Annotated in this window: 13 protein-coding genes and 2 tRNA genes; 2 read left to right on the top strand and 13 right to left on the bottom strand. The window is 51.3% G+C overall.

Features of this window, described 5'->3' with window-relative positions; all coding sequences use genetic code 11:
* Nucleotides 1-22: 22 nt before the first annotated feature.
* From R70723_RS10275 to nrdR, 3 genes are all read right to left on the bottom strand, one after another.
* A tRNA-Lys gene (locus tag R70723_RS10275) sits at nt 23-95 on the bottom strand.
* A 16-nt stretch (nt 96-111) separates the two neighbouring features.
* Nucleotides 112-187 (bottom strand) — tRNA-Ala (locus R70723_RS10270).
* Nucleotides 188-429: 242 nt separating this feature from the next.
* A complete protein-coding gene (gene nrdR, locus R70723_RS10265) occupies nt 430-906 on the bottom strand; it encodes a transcriptional regulator NrdR (RefSeq protein ID WP_039871800.1) in 477 nt (158 codons plus the stop codon).
* Between the two features lie 163 nt (nt 907-1,069).
* Here nrdR and R70723_RS10260 point away from each other — a divergent pair, with 163 nt between their 5' ends.
* Nucleotides 1,070-1,288 (top strand): alpha/beta-type small acid-soluble spore protein, encoded by a 219-nt coding sequence (locus R70723_RS10260; protein ID WP_039871799.1) that lies wholly within the window; start codon nt 1,070-1,072, stop codon nt 1,286-1,288.
* 75 nt (nt 1,289-1,363) lie between these two features.
* Here R70723_RS10260 and R70723_RS10255 read toward each other — a convergent pair whose 3' ends face one another.
* From R70723_RS10255 to pnpS, 9 genes are all read right to left on the bottom strand, one after another.
* Nucleotides 1,364-1,927 carry a lytic transglycosylase domain-containing protein gene (locus R70723_RS10255; RefSeq protein WP_039871798.1) on the bottom strand — a complete coding sequence of 188 codons (564 nt, stop codon included), beginning with the start codon at nt 1,925-1,927 and terminating at the stop codon, nt 1,364-1,366.
* Nucleotides 1,924-2,520: a dephospho-CoA kinase gene (coaE, locus tag R70723_RS10250; protein ID WP_039871795.1), complete on the bottom strand. Its 597-nt coding sequence runs from the start codon at nt 2,518-2,520 to the stop codon at nt 1,924-1,926. Before coaE ends, R70723_RS10255 begins: the two co-directional genes overlap by 4 nt.
* A gap of 9 nt (nt 2,521-2,529) precedes the next feature.
* Entirely contained in the window at nt 2,530-3,279 is a 750-nt protein-coding gene (locus tag R70723_RS10245; RefSeq protein WP_039871794.1) for a manganese efflux pump, read from the bottom strand.
* Between the two features lie 153 nt (nt 3,280-3,432).
* The gene (gene mutM / locus R70723_RS10240) at nt 3,433-4,305 is read right to left on the bottom strand and encodes a DNA-formamidopyrimidine glycosylase (RefSeq protein ID WP_047171091.1); all 873 of its coding nucleotides are present in this window, start codon (nt 4,303-4,305) and stop codon (nt 3,433-3,435) included.
* A gap of 51 nt (nt 4,306-4,356) precedes the next feature.
* Nucleotides 4,357-7,017 carry a DNA polymerase I gene (gene polA, locus R70723_RS10235; RefSeq protein ID WP_039871793.1) on the bottom strand — a complete coding sequence of 887 codons (2,661 nt, stop codon included), beginning with the start codon at nt 7,015-7,017 and terminating at the stop codon, nt 4,357-4,359.
* A gap of 216 nt (nt 7,018-7,233) precedes the next feature.
* The gene (phoU, locus tag R70723_RS10230) at nt 7,234-7,893 is read right to left on the bottom strand and encodes a phosphate signaling complex protein PhoU (protein WP_039871791.1); all 660 of its coding nucleotides are present in this window, start codon (nt 7,891-7,893) and stop codon (nt 7,234-7,236) included.
* A 68-nt stretch (nt 7,894-7,961) separates the two neighbouring features.
* The gene (pstB, locus tag R70723_RS10225; protein ID WP_039871790.1) at nt 7,962-8,717 is read right to left on the bottom strand and encodes a phosphate ABC transporter ATP-binding protein PstB; all 756 of its coding nucleotides are present in this window, start codon (nt 8,715-8,717) and stop codon (nt 7,962-7,964) included.
* 205 nt (nt 8,718-8,922) lie between these two features.
* Nucleotides 8,923-9,651 (bottom strand): response regulator transcription factor, encoded by a 729-nt coding sequence (locus R70723_RS10220; RefSeq protein WP_039871788.1) that lies wholly within the window; start codon nt 9,649-9,651, stop codon nt 8,923-8,925.
* Nucleotides 9,652-9,842: 191 nt separating this feature from the next.
* Entirely contained in the window at nt 9,843-11,636 is a 1,794-nt protein-coding gene (gene pnpS / locus R70723_RS10215) for a two-component system histidine kinase PnpS (protein WP_039871787.1), read from the bottom strand.
* A gap of 215 nt (nt 11,637-11,851) precedes the next feature.
* Between pnpS and R70723_RS10210 the strand changes: the two genes are divergently transcribed.
* Nucleotides 11,852-12,868 carry a LacI family DNA-binding transcriptional regulator gene (locus R70723_RS10210; protein WP_039871785.1) on the top strand — a complete coding sequence of 339 codons (1,017 nt, stop codon included), beginning with the start codon at nt 11,852-11,854 and terminating at the stop codon, nt 12,866-12,868.
* Between the two features lie 78 nt (nt 12,869-12,946).
* Here the strand turns inward: R70723_RS10210 and R70723_RS10205 are convergent, their stop codons facing one another.
* Nucleotides 12,947-13,759: a CPBP family intramembrane metalloprotease gene (locus R70723_RS10205; protein WP_039871783.1), complete on the bottom strand. Its 813-nt coding sequence runs from the start codon at nt 13,757-13,759 to the stop codon at nt 12,947-12,949.
* Nucleotides 13,760-13,833: the final 74 nt, after the last annotated feature.

The following is a 13,833-nucleotide window of genomic DNA, read 5'->3' as shown; positions in this document are numbered from 1 at the left end:
ATTTCTGCCGTTTCTTCAAGGATGGACTCTCAGGGGCTCGAACCCTGGACAAATAGATTAAGAGTCTACTGCTCTACCAACTGAGCTAAGAGTCCATAATATTAGGATATTTGGTGGAGCCAAGGGGGATCGAACCCCTGACCTCATCGCTGCCAGCGATGCGCTCTCCCAGCTGAGCTATGGCCCCAAGTTAACCATTTTAGAATTACATTATGTATTCTAAATTCTTGTGTGAGCAACAAGCTCACTTCGTCGTGTTATTTATTATTTCGTAGCCGACTTCTATATAATACAGAAATCCATTCCTCATGTCAACACTTTAATTAAAAAAGTTTAAATGCTTCAAATCCGGAGGACCCGCTACAGCACCTATGCTGCTAAGCTCTACATCAAACCGAGCCTAAGTTGGGCACAGGTGCTGCAGCCTGTCTATAGCCCCTCCAGTTCTCCATCATCTTTGGACAGCAGACCCTTCAGTTCCTTCATGAACATATTGATGTCCTTGAACTGGCGGTATACTGAGGCAAAACGGACGTAGGCCACTTCGTCTACCGGATACAGCTGCTCCATCACCAGCTCGCCGATCTGGCGGCTTTCGATCTCAGCCAGGGCGATACCGCGAAGCGTCTTTTCCACCTCAGAAACGATGGCCTCCAGGCGCTCCACAGATACAGGACGCTTCTCACAGGCGCGGATCAGGCCGCGGAGGATTTTGTCCCGGCTGAATTCTTCACGGCTGCCGCCCTTCTTGATAACGATCAGCGGAGTTTCCTCAATCATCTCGAATGTAGTAAAGCGCTTGCTGCAGCGCTCGCATTCACGCCTGCGGCGGATCGATTTATTCTCATTGGCCGGACGCGAGTCAAGCACCTTGGTATTGGTATGATCGCAGTATGGGCATTTCATAAGCTTAGGCCACTCCTTTTACTGTAATATTAGTCTTCGCTGATCTCCTTAGCCCTTTTTGGACGGGTGAAATTTATTTCCAGAAAACACCGTTTTTCTCTTGTTATGAATCTGGCGAGTCCGGCACATAATACAGTTACCAACCGATAGGAGGTGAACAGAAATGAGCCAAAACAACAACAGCAACAACCTGGTAGTCTCCAACTCACGTGGTGCCTTGGAACAACTGAAATATGAAGTTGCCCAAGAATTGGGTATCACTCTTTCCCCAGACGGATACCAAGGCAATAAAACTTCTTACGAAAACGGTTCGATCGGTGGTTACATCACTAAACGTCTTGTAACGATCGCTGAGCAATCCCTGGCAGGTCAATACAAATAACCTGTCCCCATAAGCTTGCCTAAGAAGTATTAAATGGCTGATGCCATTTAATACTTCTTTTTACATAGCACAGGCTTAAAATTCACTGTAAATCTCCGTGTACTGATTATAATAATAAATCACGCGCTGCACGTAGTGTCTGGTCTCCCCAAACGGGATATTCTTGACCGCCGCCTCTGTGCCGTCCCATTTCCCCTCATCAAGCCAGCTCTGCACCTTACCGGGTCCGGCGTTGTAGGCGGCAATAACCGCTGTACGGTTACCGTCAAACTGACGGGACAGCGAGGAGAGATACCAGGTGCCCAGCTCAATATTCTCCGACGGCTCCTCTTTAAGCTCATCCAGGGAAACGTCAGGCAGCTTGGCCATTTCGAGTGCCCATTTGGCGGTGTCCGGCATTAGCTGCATTAGTCCGAGAGCACCTTTTTTGGACTCACGCCCTGTCTTAAAATTGGTCTCTACGCGGATAATGGCCGCAACCAGGAAAGGATCAGTCTCATACGTGCTGCTGTGCTTACGGATTTCGTCTTTATAATGGATTGGATAAAACCAGGACATCCAGTTGGTGCCGAGAAACAGAATGGCGGTAAAGCCGATGAACAGCAGGAGCAGCACTCTTTTTTTACGCAGCCAGCTCATAATAACCCCAGCCTGTCCCACATAACGGCAACCTGCTGCTCAGTCTCTGCAAGCTCACCGCTGTTATCAATGATATAATCTGCTCTCCTGCGCTTCTCTTCAATGTCCATCTGGGCGTCCAGCCTGGCTGCAGCCTGTTCGGGACCAAGACCGTTACGCTCCATTAAGCGGGCCAGCTGCACCTCACGGGGCACATACACGACCATAACCTTATCGAATAGGCTGTCCAGCTTGGATTCATACAATAACGGAATATCCACAACAATCAGTCGCTGCGCATCTTCCTCTTCCAGTGCATACATCTGGTCCTTGATTTCCTGGCGGATCGCCGGGTGTGTCAGGCTGTTCAACGCCTGCAGGGCAGCAGGGTCGCTGAAGACGATTTCCCCCAGCGCAGCCCGGTTCAGTGTGCCGTCAGGCAGCAGTATTCCTTGGCCGAAATGCTCTACAGCAGCAGCCAGCACGGGATGTCCCGGGAGCATGACCCCTCTTGCGATAACATCAGCATCGACGAGTCGTGCTCCTTTTTGCATAAACAATGCGGAGACGGTGCTTTTTCCGGATGCAATGCCTCCGGTTAAGCCCATAATCATGTACTCACCTCATAACAGCTTCATTATTCCCATAGCAATTAATAATAACGCGGGCAGAGCGGCAGCATGCTTCATCCAGAAGCTTCCGGACAGCTTTAGGCCGGTTTTCATTCCGAGCAGTAGAAAGGTTCCGCTAAACAGGGCAATCATCAGCGAGGTCCACACCGGGCTGAAACCAAGCAGCGCAGCACCAAGTCCCGCGCCAAACGCATCCAGCGACAGTGCAATCCCCAGAATCATCGCTTCCATAGAGGAGATACTGCCCGAATCATCCATATCCGCGGAAGACGGCGTACGCAGAATCTGGATGACCACACCCAGATGCCGCAGCTCCAGCGAGAAAACAGCAGACTTCTGCGGGCCGGCTTTTCCGGAGTCCTGAGACAGCTCTGTAAACCCTGCAGTTTCGGTCTCTGAACCGGCCTGGGCAGCCGCTTCCGTTCTCACAGATGCCCCTTTGTGTTCCTCTTCGTGCGGACTTTTCTCCTTCTGAGTCAGCATCTGAATCAGTGACCAGCAGCCCATTAAGACGAGAATAACCGCTCCAATAATGGAGGCGGCATCCGGGGAGACAACCTTGGCTAATAGTACACCGACCTGCATCGAGACACATATGACAATGCCCGAGCAGAGTGAGATAATCAGAATGGAGAGCAGCGGAATTTTCATTTTACGTAAACCATATGTAATGCCTACACCAAAACCGTCCAGACTAAGCGCAAAAGCCAGCAGCAGCAGTGAAAATAATGGGCTGATCACCCGCAATCCCTCCCGTGAAGAAACGGAAGTCCGGAGGATGAATCCGTCCGGCTCCGTTTGCTTGTTTCAGCGTTCTTCACACAGTATATGGGCGGGACCGGCAGTCGGTTCCTGGGCAATTGCGTCAGTCCGGGTAGCTCCGGTGCATTTTAATCACGAATCAGACGAAACTGAATTCAATCTATTGCTTATAACAACGGTTAAAGGCTGGCAATTCGGGCAGATGTGGGTGCCCCGTCCGCCTACGACGCTTTTCTCGATCAGGGTGCCGCAGGTTCTGCAGGGCTGATCCTTACGGCCGTAAATGAGATGCTGCTGCTGGTAGCTGCCGCACTCACCCTGGCCGTTGACATACGATTTGACCGATGAGCCTCCAGCGTTCACGGCATCAGTCAGCGTTGTTACGATCGCACTATGCAGCCGGTTCAGCTGCCCGTCCGAAAGCGACTTTGCCGTCTCCTCAGGGTGAATCCCTGCACGGTGCAGAGCCTCATCTACATAGATATTACCGATGCCGACAATGTATTCCTGATTCAGCAGCAGGGGCTTGATCTTAGTATTCCGGCCTCCGACAATTTCCTTAAACCGCCCGGGCGTAAAAGAAGCATCCAGCGGCTCCTGGCCCAGCTTGTTCAGCGGCTTCAGCAGCAGATCCTCACCGGGATCAAACAGATGCATAGTCCCGAACTGGCGTACGTCCGTGTAGCGCAGCTCGGTCCCGTCGGTGAAATGGAAAATAACATGAGTATGCTTGTCCAGCAGCTCATCCTGGCTGTACAGGCCGTAACGGCCCTCCATCCGCAGATGGGAGACCATAACGAGTCCGTCCAGCACAAACCGCAGGAACTTGCCCCTGCGCTCAACCGTAACAATGCTATGGCCTGCCAGCATGTTGGCAAAGGCCTGGGTATCGTCCGGACGCTGGATAATCCGCGGAAGCCGGACGGTGACGTGCTCTATCTGCTTGCCTGTAATTAATTCATTAAGTGTTCTTCTGACTGTTTCTACTTCCGGTAATTCCGGCATAATGACTCACCTCTACACCATTATAACGGATATAGACAAGCAGCGGGGAGTCTATTTCGCCTCATACCAGTTACTTCCATAACTTACCTCCGCCTTTAGCGGCACAGACAGCTCGAGTGCTCCGGCCATAACCTCAGGCACCAGCTTCTTCATCAGCTCCAGCTCATCCTCCGGCACCTCAAACACAAGCTCATCGTGCACCTGCAGCAGCATACGGCTCTTCAGTCCGCGTTCAAACAGCGCTTTATCCATATGCACCATAGCCAGCTTGATAATATCGGCTGCTGTTCCCTGAATCGGTGTATTCATCGCCGTACGTTCAGCAAAAGAACGCAGGTTGAAGTTGCTGGCATTAATCTCAGGGAGATAGCGGCGGCGTTCCAGCATCGTCGTAACATAGCCCTGCTTGCGCGCTTCCACCACAATATCAACCATATACTGGCGGACACCGTTGAAAACTTCCTTATACTGCTCAATAAACTGGGCAGCTTCCTTACGCGGTATATTAAGGTTCTGGGACAATCCGTAATCACTGATGCCATACACAATCCCGAAGTTAACCGCCTTGGCGGAGCGGCGCATATTACTGTCCACCTGCTCAGCTGTTACGCCGAATACATCCATCGCTGTCTTGGTGTGAATATCCATATCCTCCAGAAAAGCTTCCTTCATCCGCTCATCACCGGAAATATGGGCCAGCACCCGCAGCTCAATCTGCGAATAGTCTGCCGCCAGAATCGACCAGCCTGGTTCCGACGGGACAAAAATCTTCCGCAGCTTGCGGCCCTCCTCCAGCCGGATCGGGATATTCTGCAGGTTAGGGAATTGGCTGCTAAGCCGTCCAGTAGCCGCAATGGTTTGGCGGTAGAAGGTATGCACCTTGCCAGTCTGTTCCGAAATTTCCTTGAGCAGTCCCTCCACATAGGTGGATTGAAGCTTGGCAATTGTACGGTACTGCAGAATCAGGCGCACAACATCATGATAAGGTGCCAGCTTCTCTAATACCTCTGCATCTGTAGAGTAGCCTGTCTTGGTCTTCTTCACCACAGGCAATCCCAGCTTCACAAACAGGATTTCGCCGAGCTGCTTCGGTGAGTTGAGGTTAAACTCGGTGCCGCAGATCTCATAAATCTCAGCTACAAGCGATGCGATCTGCGCCTCGAATTCTTTACCCAGCTCTTTAAGCTCCTCTTTGTTGACGGCAATCCCCTGCTTCTCCATATCAGCCAGAATCCGTGACAGCGGCATTTCCAGATCCTCGAACAACCCGGTCATTGCCGTCTCACGCAGCTCCTCCTGCTGTTTAGCCACAATACCGAGTACAGTCGCGCTTTTGCGGGCTACATGGTTGCCCAGAATTTCAAGCTCCGGAATTTTGTATTTGGCACCTTTGCCGAAAATATCTTCGTCCGGTGACAGGCGGGGCAGCCCGTATTTGGAGGTGAGATCATTCAGGTTCTGGTTCGTTTCCGTCGGGTCAAGCAGGTAAGCGGCAAGCTGCACATCATTAGCGGCCCCGGCAAAAGCGATCCCCTGCCAGTGTAATGCCAGATCTGCGCGGTGCAGGTCATAACCGCTCTTCGGCGCATTGCTGTCTCCCAGCCAGTCCCGCAGCGGTGCTGCCGCCGGGCTCTGCAGCAGGGCAAACGGCACGAAGTAATGGCGCTCAGATGAAGAGAGGCCTAGACCGATTACCTCGGACCGGTGCGGGTTCTCCCCGTTTGTCTCGACATGCAGGGCTGAAATCTCCGGGAGTGCGGCAATCAGCGCTTCCAGATCAGCCTCACCGGCGATTGTGATATCCAGCTCTGCAGCTTCAACTGCTGCTGATTCATCCGATGATCCGGAATGCGCACTCAGCGACAGACGCTCCAGAAGAGATTTGAACTCCAGCTTCGCCAGTGCAGGCCCGGCCGTATCCCGGTTAATCCCAGTAAAGGACATATCCTCCCAGGCATGCTCCAGCGGAACCTCACGGTAGATCGTCGCCAGCTTTTTACTCATAACTGCGCTGTCCGCATGCTCCTCCAGCTTCTCTTTCATCTTCCCCTTAAGCTCACCGGTTCCGGCCAGAACGCCTTCTACCGAGCCGAACTGGTGCAGCAGCTTAAGCGCTGTTTTCTCACCTACTCCAGGTACCCCTGGAATATTATCACTCGCATCGCCCATAAGACCCTTGAGGTCAATAATCTGTTCAGGCGTCAAATCGTATTTCTCACGGATCTGCTCCGGCCCGTACAGCTCCACTTCAGTTACGCCTTTACGCACCAGCGCTATGGTCGTATGCTCCGAAGCCAGCTGCAGCATGTCCTTATCCCCGGATACGATCATCACTTCACGCCCGGCAGCATCGGCCTCGCGGGAAATACTTCCGATAATATCGTCTGCTTCATATCCGTTGATCTCAAACTGCGGCACACCCAGGTCACGCAGCAAGCCTTTCAATAATGGGAACTGTTCGGACAGCTCCGGCGGCGTTTTCTGCCGTCCGCCCTTATAATCCTCATAGCCTTCATGCCGGAACGTAATCTTCCCTGCATCAAATGCAACAATCATATGGCTTGGTTTATGTTCTTCAATTAAACGCAGCAGCATGGTTGTAAAGCCGTATACGGCGTTCGTCTGCTGCCCGGCTGTATTCGTCAGCGGCGGCATCGCAAAAAACGCGCGGTAAATAATGTTGTTTCCGTCTATAAGTATCAACTTGTCCACTGTAGCACCTCGCCTTTTTCTTGCTTACTCTTTACATCTTACCATACGCCCTGCACCAAAATGAACCAAAGCGCACGATTTACGCTGCAGCTAAGCATAATCCCGCATGGAATGCAGGATTGCCAAACTTCACCAGCTTGAAACCGTAAACCCTGCGATGACAACAAAAAAACAGCAGCCCGCCTTAGGCGGGTGCTGTTACGGTACTGCTTCGTTCTACTGATTCAAATCCGGGCGCTTACCCGTTACCAGATACACTACGCTCTCACCGATGTTGGTCGCATGATCGGCAATCCGCTCGATATAGCGGCCCACCAGCGTCAGCAGCATAGCCTGGTTCAGGGATTCCGGTTTCTCAACCATGTAAGCATACAGCTCATTAATGGTTGAACTGTACAGCCCGTCTACCTGATCGTCATCCTGGGCCATTTTGTATGCCAGATCGGTATTCTCATCCAGGTAGGATTGGATCGCTTCGGTAATCATCACGGATACAATCTCAGCCATGCGCGGAATATCAACCAGCGGCTTAATCAGTGTCTGCCCCTGGATACGCATCGTTACCTTTGCCACATCCAGTGCCAGATCGCCCATACGCTCAAGGTCACTGGAAATTTTGAACGCAACAATAATGCGGCGCAGATCCTTGGCTACAGGCTGCTGGGTAATAATCAGACGTGAACCGATTTCCATAATCCGGTCTTCCATCGCATTGAGGCGCAAATCCGCCTTTACAATTTCCTGTGCGCGTACAATGTCAAGCGTCTGCAAGGCAACAATCGCACCTTCCAGTGCATCATTTACGTGTTCGCCCATTTGCTGCAGCAGGCTGCGCAGCTCTTCAAGATCTTTGTCGAATTCTTTTCTGCGAATCATAATTAAAGAGTTCCTCCTCAAAAACATATGGTCAGCCTGATATTCCAGGAGCGGGTCCCCATAGGGTATTAGCCGAAACGTCCGGAGATATAGTCTTCTGTGCGGGAGTCCTTCGGGTTCGAGAACAGCATTTCTGTATCCGCAGCCTCTACAATAACACCGTTCAGGAAAAATACAGTGCGGCCGGATACACGGGCAGCCTGGTGCATGTTGTGCGTTACCATAACAATCGTATATTTGCTGCGGAGCTCCTGTACCAGTTCCTCAATCTTGAGGGTCGAGACAGGGTCGAGAGCAGAGGTTGCCTCATCCATCAGCAGGATATCAGGCTGGACGGCCAGCGCTCTGGCAATACAAAGGCGCTGCTGCTGTCCGCCGGACAGGCTGAGTGCAGACTTTTTCAGGAAATCCTTAACTTCCTCCCACAGGGCGGACTGGCGGAGACTCTGCTCCACAATCTCATCCAGCTCCTGCTTCGAGCGGGTTCCGTGCAGGCGCGGGCCGTAGGCCACGTTGTCATAGATTGACTTCGGAAAAGGATTGGGCTGCTGGAATACCATGCCGACCTGCTTGCGCAGGCTTTCCACTTCCACTTCGTCGCTGTAGATATTTTTGCCGCCGATGTTCACTTTACCTTCAATGCGTGTTCCGGGAATCATGTCGTTCATACGGTTTAGGGTGCGCAGGAGAGTGGATTTACCACAGCCGGATGGTCCGATAAAAGCGGTCACCTGTTTCTCCGGAATCTGCAGATCCACGTTCTTCAATGCGTGAAATGACTCATAGTAGAGATCAAGCTTCTCTATGTCAATGATGGATTTCATGTGTTTTGGCAGTCTCCTTCTCATCATCTTCGTTCCCAATGATAAGCTTTTAGTGTAAATAGAGTTGAAGAGAAATGTTAACGCAGTGTAAAATCACATTATCCCGTTATAATTCATCTAACATAATTGTAATTATATTTTATATTTAAAATGATTTTTTTATGTACAGCGTTTAAATCTTAACTATGAAAAGAACACCGTCATGTTAAATGACCGGTGCTCTTTTTTTGTTGACAACCAGCTTGTAGCCTACTCCGCGGATCGAATCAATATGGACGGATTCCGGATCAAGCTCCAGCTTCTTGCGCAGGGAGCTTACGTGAACATCCACCGTACGCTGCCCGCCGATATAATCAAATCCCCAGACCGCATTCATCAGATCATCCCGGGTAAGCACAACCCCCGGCTTGCGCGCCAGATACAGCAGCACTTCAAATTCCTTGGGCCGCAGGTTAATACTGTGTCCGCCCAGTGAGACCTCATACCGCTCCGGATAAATCTCCAGCTGCCCCAGAATAATCGTTGAAGCGGAGACTGGAATTTCCGGCTGAATGTCTTCAGCCACACCGGATATCCGCCGGAGCACAGCGCTGACTCTCGCAAGCAGCTCCGATACGCCGAACGGCTTCGTTATGTAATCATCGGCGCCGGATTTCAGGCCGCGGACTACATCCTCTTCGGCATTTTTAGCCGTCAGGACAATAACAGGCGTGCGGATGCCTTGTCCGCGAAGCTTATCGAGGATATCTATCCCGTTCATACCGGGCAGCATCAGATCCAGTACGATCAGATCAAAAGGTTCTCTAGTCGCACGGTCGTATCCTGCCGTTCCATGATCCTCCACTGTTACCTCATAACCTTCCTGCGTCAAATTATAAGACAGCAGCCGGGCCAGCGTCGGTTCGTCTTCAATGACCAGCAATCGTTGTGCCATAGTTCCCCCCGTATTTACATGTTTTTAGATTTTACAAAAAAAGCAGCAAACCCATCATATCACCGGAATGTTAACTTGGTGTAAAATAACAACAAATTTCGCAGATGAACCTGCAGATTAATAGTATTCCTCCCGGCTGCAATTAGCAAATCCAATCCGCAGCCCGTTTTGCCGCTTCCTGCAGCCTGCTGTTACTTGTCATGCTCCTGCAGCAGCGGCAGCTCCATAATGAATGAGCTCCCGATTCCCAGGTCACTTTCAACGGTAATCGTTCCGCGGTGCAGCTCCACCAGGTGCTTTACAATGGATAATCCGAGCCCTGTACCACCGGAGCTTCTGGAACGTGCCTTATCCACCCGGTAGAACCGCTCAAAGATTCGCGGCAGATCCTTGCGGGGAATGCCCATCCCTGTATCACTGACTGTAAAGATCACTGTCTCTGTCCCGTCCGGCTTATGCCCGTCAGCTACTGTGACCTTGACATTCCCGCCGTCATGCGTGTAATTGATCGCATTAGAGAGCAGATTCATAAAGATCTGCCGCAGCTTGTCCTCATCGCCTTCCATAAACAGCTCATCCGGGATATTTGCACTGAGGCTTATCTTTTTCTTCTCGGCTACTTTACTTAGCGTCTCCAAAACGGAAGCCAGAAACTCCCTTATATAGATCGGTGAGCAGTCGAGCTGCACCCGTTTTGATTCTATTTTGGACAGCTCCAGTATATCTCCAATCAGCCGGTTCAGCCGCTCGTTCTCATCATAAATAATCTGCAGGAAGGAACGGGCCGTCTTCTCGTCGGTCACCCCTCCGCCAAGCAGCGTCTCGGCAAAGCCCCGGACGGCAGCGACCGGTGTTTTCAGCTCATGGGATACATTAGCGACAAATTCACTGCGCATTTTCTCCAGCCGGCGGATCTCGGTAACCTCCTGCAGCAGAAACAGCATCCCCCGGTGAGAGCCGTCCTGTGTCATCGGCACCCCGTCCAGCCGGACAATCCGCTCAGCCGGAGTGTAGATGCTCCGTTCCTCATGAATAGGCTCGCAGCGCATTACACCTTCTTCAATAAGCCGGCTCAGCTCATAATGATGCTTCAGCTCCTTGTAGGAGTACCCGGCCATTTCGCTATTTTTCACATCAAGCATGCGTTCTGCCGCCCGGTTAATCAGAGCAAACTCACCTTCCGCATTGACCATGACGATACCGCCGGTCATATTATCAAGTACACTCTGCAGCAGATCCTCGTTATCGCGGATTGTTTTGAGCTGGGCCTGCAGGCTGTCAGCCATTGCATTGATCGCTTTGGCCAGCTGGCCGACCTCATCCTTGCGCTGCATCGGTACTCTGGCATCGTAATCCAGATCGGTTATACGGCGGGCAACTCTTGTAATCTGCTCCAGCGGCGAGGTCATGCTCGAGGCCACTTTATAGCTGACAAAGGTCGCCGCTACGAACAGCAGCACCAGTCCCACGGCCATAATCACCCAGGCCCTGCTGAGCCCCTCTGTTACTGCGTCCAGGCCCATCGACAGACGGATATAGCCGTCAAAGCCTGCATCCGAGGTTACGGCACCGGCAACATAAAGCATCTCGCGGTCCAGCGTATCACTGTAGCGGATAGCCCGGCCGATTCCTTCCTTTTCCGCAAGCATTTCTTCCTCACGGTTAGAATGGTTGTCCATTTCCAGCGGATTCCGTTCAGAATCACCGATAACCTTGCCTTCCTTCGTGATAAAGGTAATCCGCGAGTCGGTTAGTCCGGCAATATGCTTGGCGCGCTCTGTATAATAGGTAATCGCCTCCGGGCTGTTCATATCCATAAACTGGAACGTTCCGGAGAGCAGCTTTATTTCCCGGGACATATTCTCCTCCAGCGCTGAAATGTGCGAATCCTTAAAGAGCTTGGCCATCGTCAAGCCTGCACCCATCATGGAGATGCCGACGAGAGCCATAAGGATAAAGGTAAGACGAATGCGGAACGGTTTCATATCAGGCAATCCTCTTTCTTCTCTTTTGTCTTTGAGAACATCCTAACTCCATTTCCGCAAAAATACCAGTTCACAAGCCAATTATCAACGCAGTGTAAAATCCCCGTCAGACTTGCCGGCGCTCCGCTAAAAAATGTTGACAGTCGAATAAAGCACCGCAAAATGATAAACTATTAAATAATACCTTTTACTCTTATTTTTTGTGAGGGATCCCGATGAAAGTAACCATTTCGGATGTGGCAAGGGCAGCAAATGTGGCAAAGTCCACTGTCTCCAAGGTATTGAATGACTCTCCCAAAATATCAGCCGAGACGAAGCAGCGCGTCCGCGAGATAATGAAGCAGATGAATTATATACCGAGCAGTATCGCAACCGGTTTAGCCAGACAAAGCTCGCAGACGGTTGGACTGCTGGTTGACATGTCAAAGGAAAGTGAATTTCTTAACCAGTTCTTCTACAATATAATCGGCGGGATTGAGAGCGTCATGGGCCCCCTCGGATATGAGCTGACGCTCTGCAATATCCAGCATCTTGATGCTGAGGACCATTTCCTCAACCGGCTGGTGCTGAACCAGCGGGTTGACGGTATTATCGCCAACAACTCGGTATTGACCGCCGATCTGGCCAAGGAGCTTGACCGTCTCCGCTTTCCATACGTTTCCATCGGAGAAATGGAGCCGGCTGCGAGCTGGGTTGATTTTGACAATGAAGCCGGCGGAAGAATGCTGACCCGCCATCTGCTGGAGCAGGGCTACCGCTCTCCGGCTTTCATCGGCGGCCAGCGGAATGAACGGATCTTCACCCGCCGGCTGGGCGGTTATCTTCAGGCGCTTAAGCAGACAGGCGTCATTGTACGCCAGGACTGGATTCTGAACGGCCAGGCGGATGAGCATGAGGGCTACCGCTCTGCCCTGCGGCTGCTGCAGCGCGAAGACCGGCCTGATTCCGTTGTATGCATGACCAACTATACCGCCTTTGGCGTCTTGAAAGCCGCCCGTGAGCTGGGGATCGGGGTTCCGGGGCAGCTGGGCATTGCAGCATTTGATGAATATCCCTTGTCCCGCTATACGACTCCGCCGCTGACCTCACTGAACATCGATACCTTCAAGCTCGGAGTAACCTCAGGCCAGTGGCTGATGGACCATATCCGCGAGAACTGCACAGGCTCCCGGAGACTGCTGCTTGAACCGGAGCTCATCGTACGCGAGTCTACAGCAGGTCTTGCGCGCTGACTTTTCACTCTAATCTTAGTTAACACAAAGAGAGGGGCTGTTCTGCTTGTTTGGCAGACAGCCCCTCTCTTTATATTTTTAATAGGGAAGACCAAAAAAACAGAACCGGATGACATCGACAATTCCATGCGCCAGCATGGCGGAAGCAATGTCCCTTTTCTTCTGGAGGATGGCAAACGGAAGGCCGAAGAGCAAGGCCAGCATTATAATATTGACGATTCCCGGAACGATCCCGTTATTGATAAAGATGTCAGGAGTATGTATCAGCACGTGCGGAATAATCATCATAAACCAGGCGGTGAACCTCCGGGCTCTGGTATCCATTCTTCCGTTCAGCAGTGACAGGCATAAGGCGTAGAACACTGCACGCATAGCCATCTCTTCATATATCGCCGGACTGAGTGCAATCTTGAAATAAGCAAACTTGATACTAAAGCTGTCCAACGCCTTCCCGCTCAGCAGCAGATTGATTATGCCAAGAACTGCACCTGCAGCTGCGCCCGTAAGCAGGCTGACAGCAACAGATTTTTTGCTTGCGGTGTGCAGAAAGACAAGCCGATTCTCACGGAACCTGCTAAAAGTACTGAATACCGCAAGAGATGCAAATAAAGTAATGACACTTGTTTCGATCATAGAGAAGAGGGAAACGTTAATATAAGCTGCCGCAACTGCAGCCGCCAGCAGGAGTGAGACCAGGATCTGCCGTTTTGCAGGCAGCCCGTGCTTAACTAATAAAATTACACTTACAACCAGGGACCATCCCCCAAGGACAACCCACATTCTTGATGTTGCCCCGGTTTGATTACTGCCGGCATAAAAGTTCAGCACAAATAGCAGCATAAAAATGCCAAACATTATCCATACCGTCTTCAGGTTACTCTTGATAGTCACACCTCTACCCCTTCCGGATTACACATTTATCAAACAGACAATTATATAACCCTACCACTATAATCTTTGTGAAT

Origin of the sequence: Paenibacillus sp. FSL R7-0273 (genome assembly GCF_000758625.1) — a bacterium.
GTDB lineage: Bacteria > Bacillota > Bacilli > Paenibacillales > Paenibacillaceae > Paenibacillus_AQ.
This window is presented reverse-complemented; position numbering and strand designations above follow the sequence as displayed.

Coding starts and splice junctions, on each gene's coding strand:
- mutM (WP_047171091.1), bottom strand. CDS start 4,305: ATGCCGGAATTACCGGAAGTAGAAACAGTCAGAAGAACACTTAATGAA.
- R70723_RS10220 (WP_039871788.1), bottom strand. CDS start 9,651: ATGGCACAACGATTGCTGGTCATTGAAGACGAACCGACGCTGGCCCGG.
- R70723_RS10210 (WP_039871785.1), top strand. CDS start 11,852: ATGAAAGTAACCATTTCGGATGTGGCAAGGGCAGCAAATGTGGCAAAG.
- coaE (WP_039871795.1), bottom strand. CDS start 2,520: ATGATTATGGGCTTAACCGGAGGCATTGCATCCGGAAAAAGCACCGTC.
- R70723_RS10260 (WP_039871799.1), top strand. CDS start 1,070: ATGAGCCAAAACAACAACAGCAACAACCTGGTAGTCTCCAACTCACGT.
- pstB (WP_039871790.1), bottom strand. CDS start 8,717: ATGAAATCCATCATTGACATAGAGAAGCTTGATCTCTACTATGAGTCA.
- phoU (WP_039871791.1), bottom strand. CDS start 7,893: ATGATTCGCAGAAAAGAATTCGACAAAGATCTTGAAGAGCTGCGCAGC.
- pnpS (WP_039871787.1), bottom strand. CDS start 11,636: ATGAAACCGTTCCGCATTCGTCTTACCTTTATCCTTATGGCTCTCGTC.
- nrdR (WP_039871800.1), bottom strand. CDS start 906: ATGAAATGCCCATACTGCGATCATACCAATACCAAGGTGCTTGACTCG.
- R70723_RS10255 (WP_039871798.1), bottom strand. CDS start 1,927: ATGAGCTGGCTGCGTAAAAAAAGAGTGCTGCTCCTGCTGTTCATCGGC.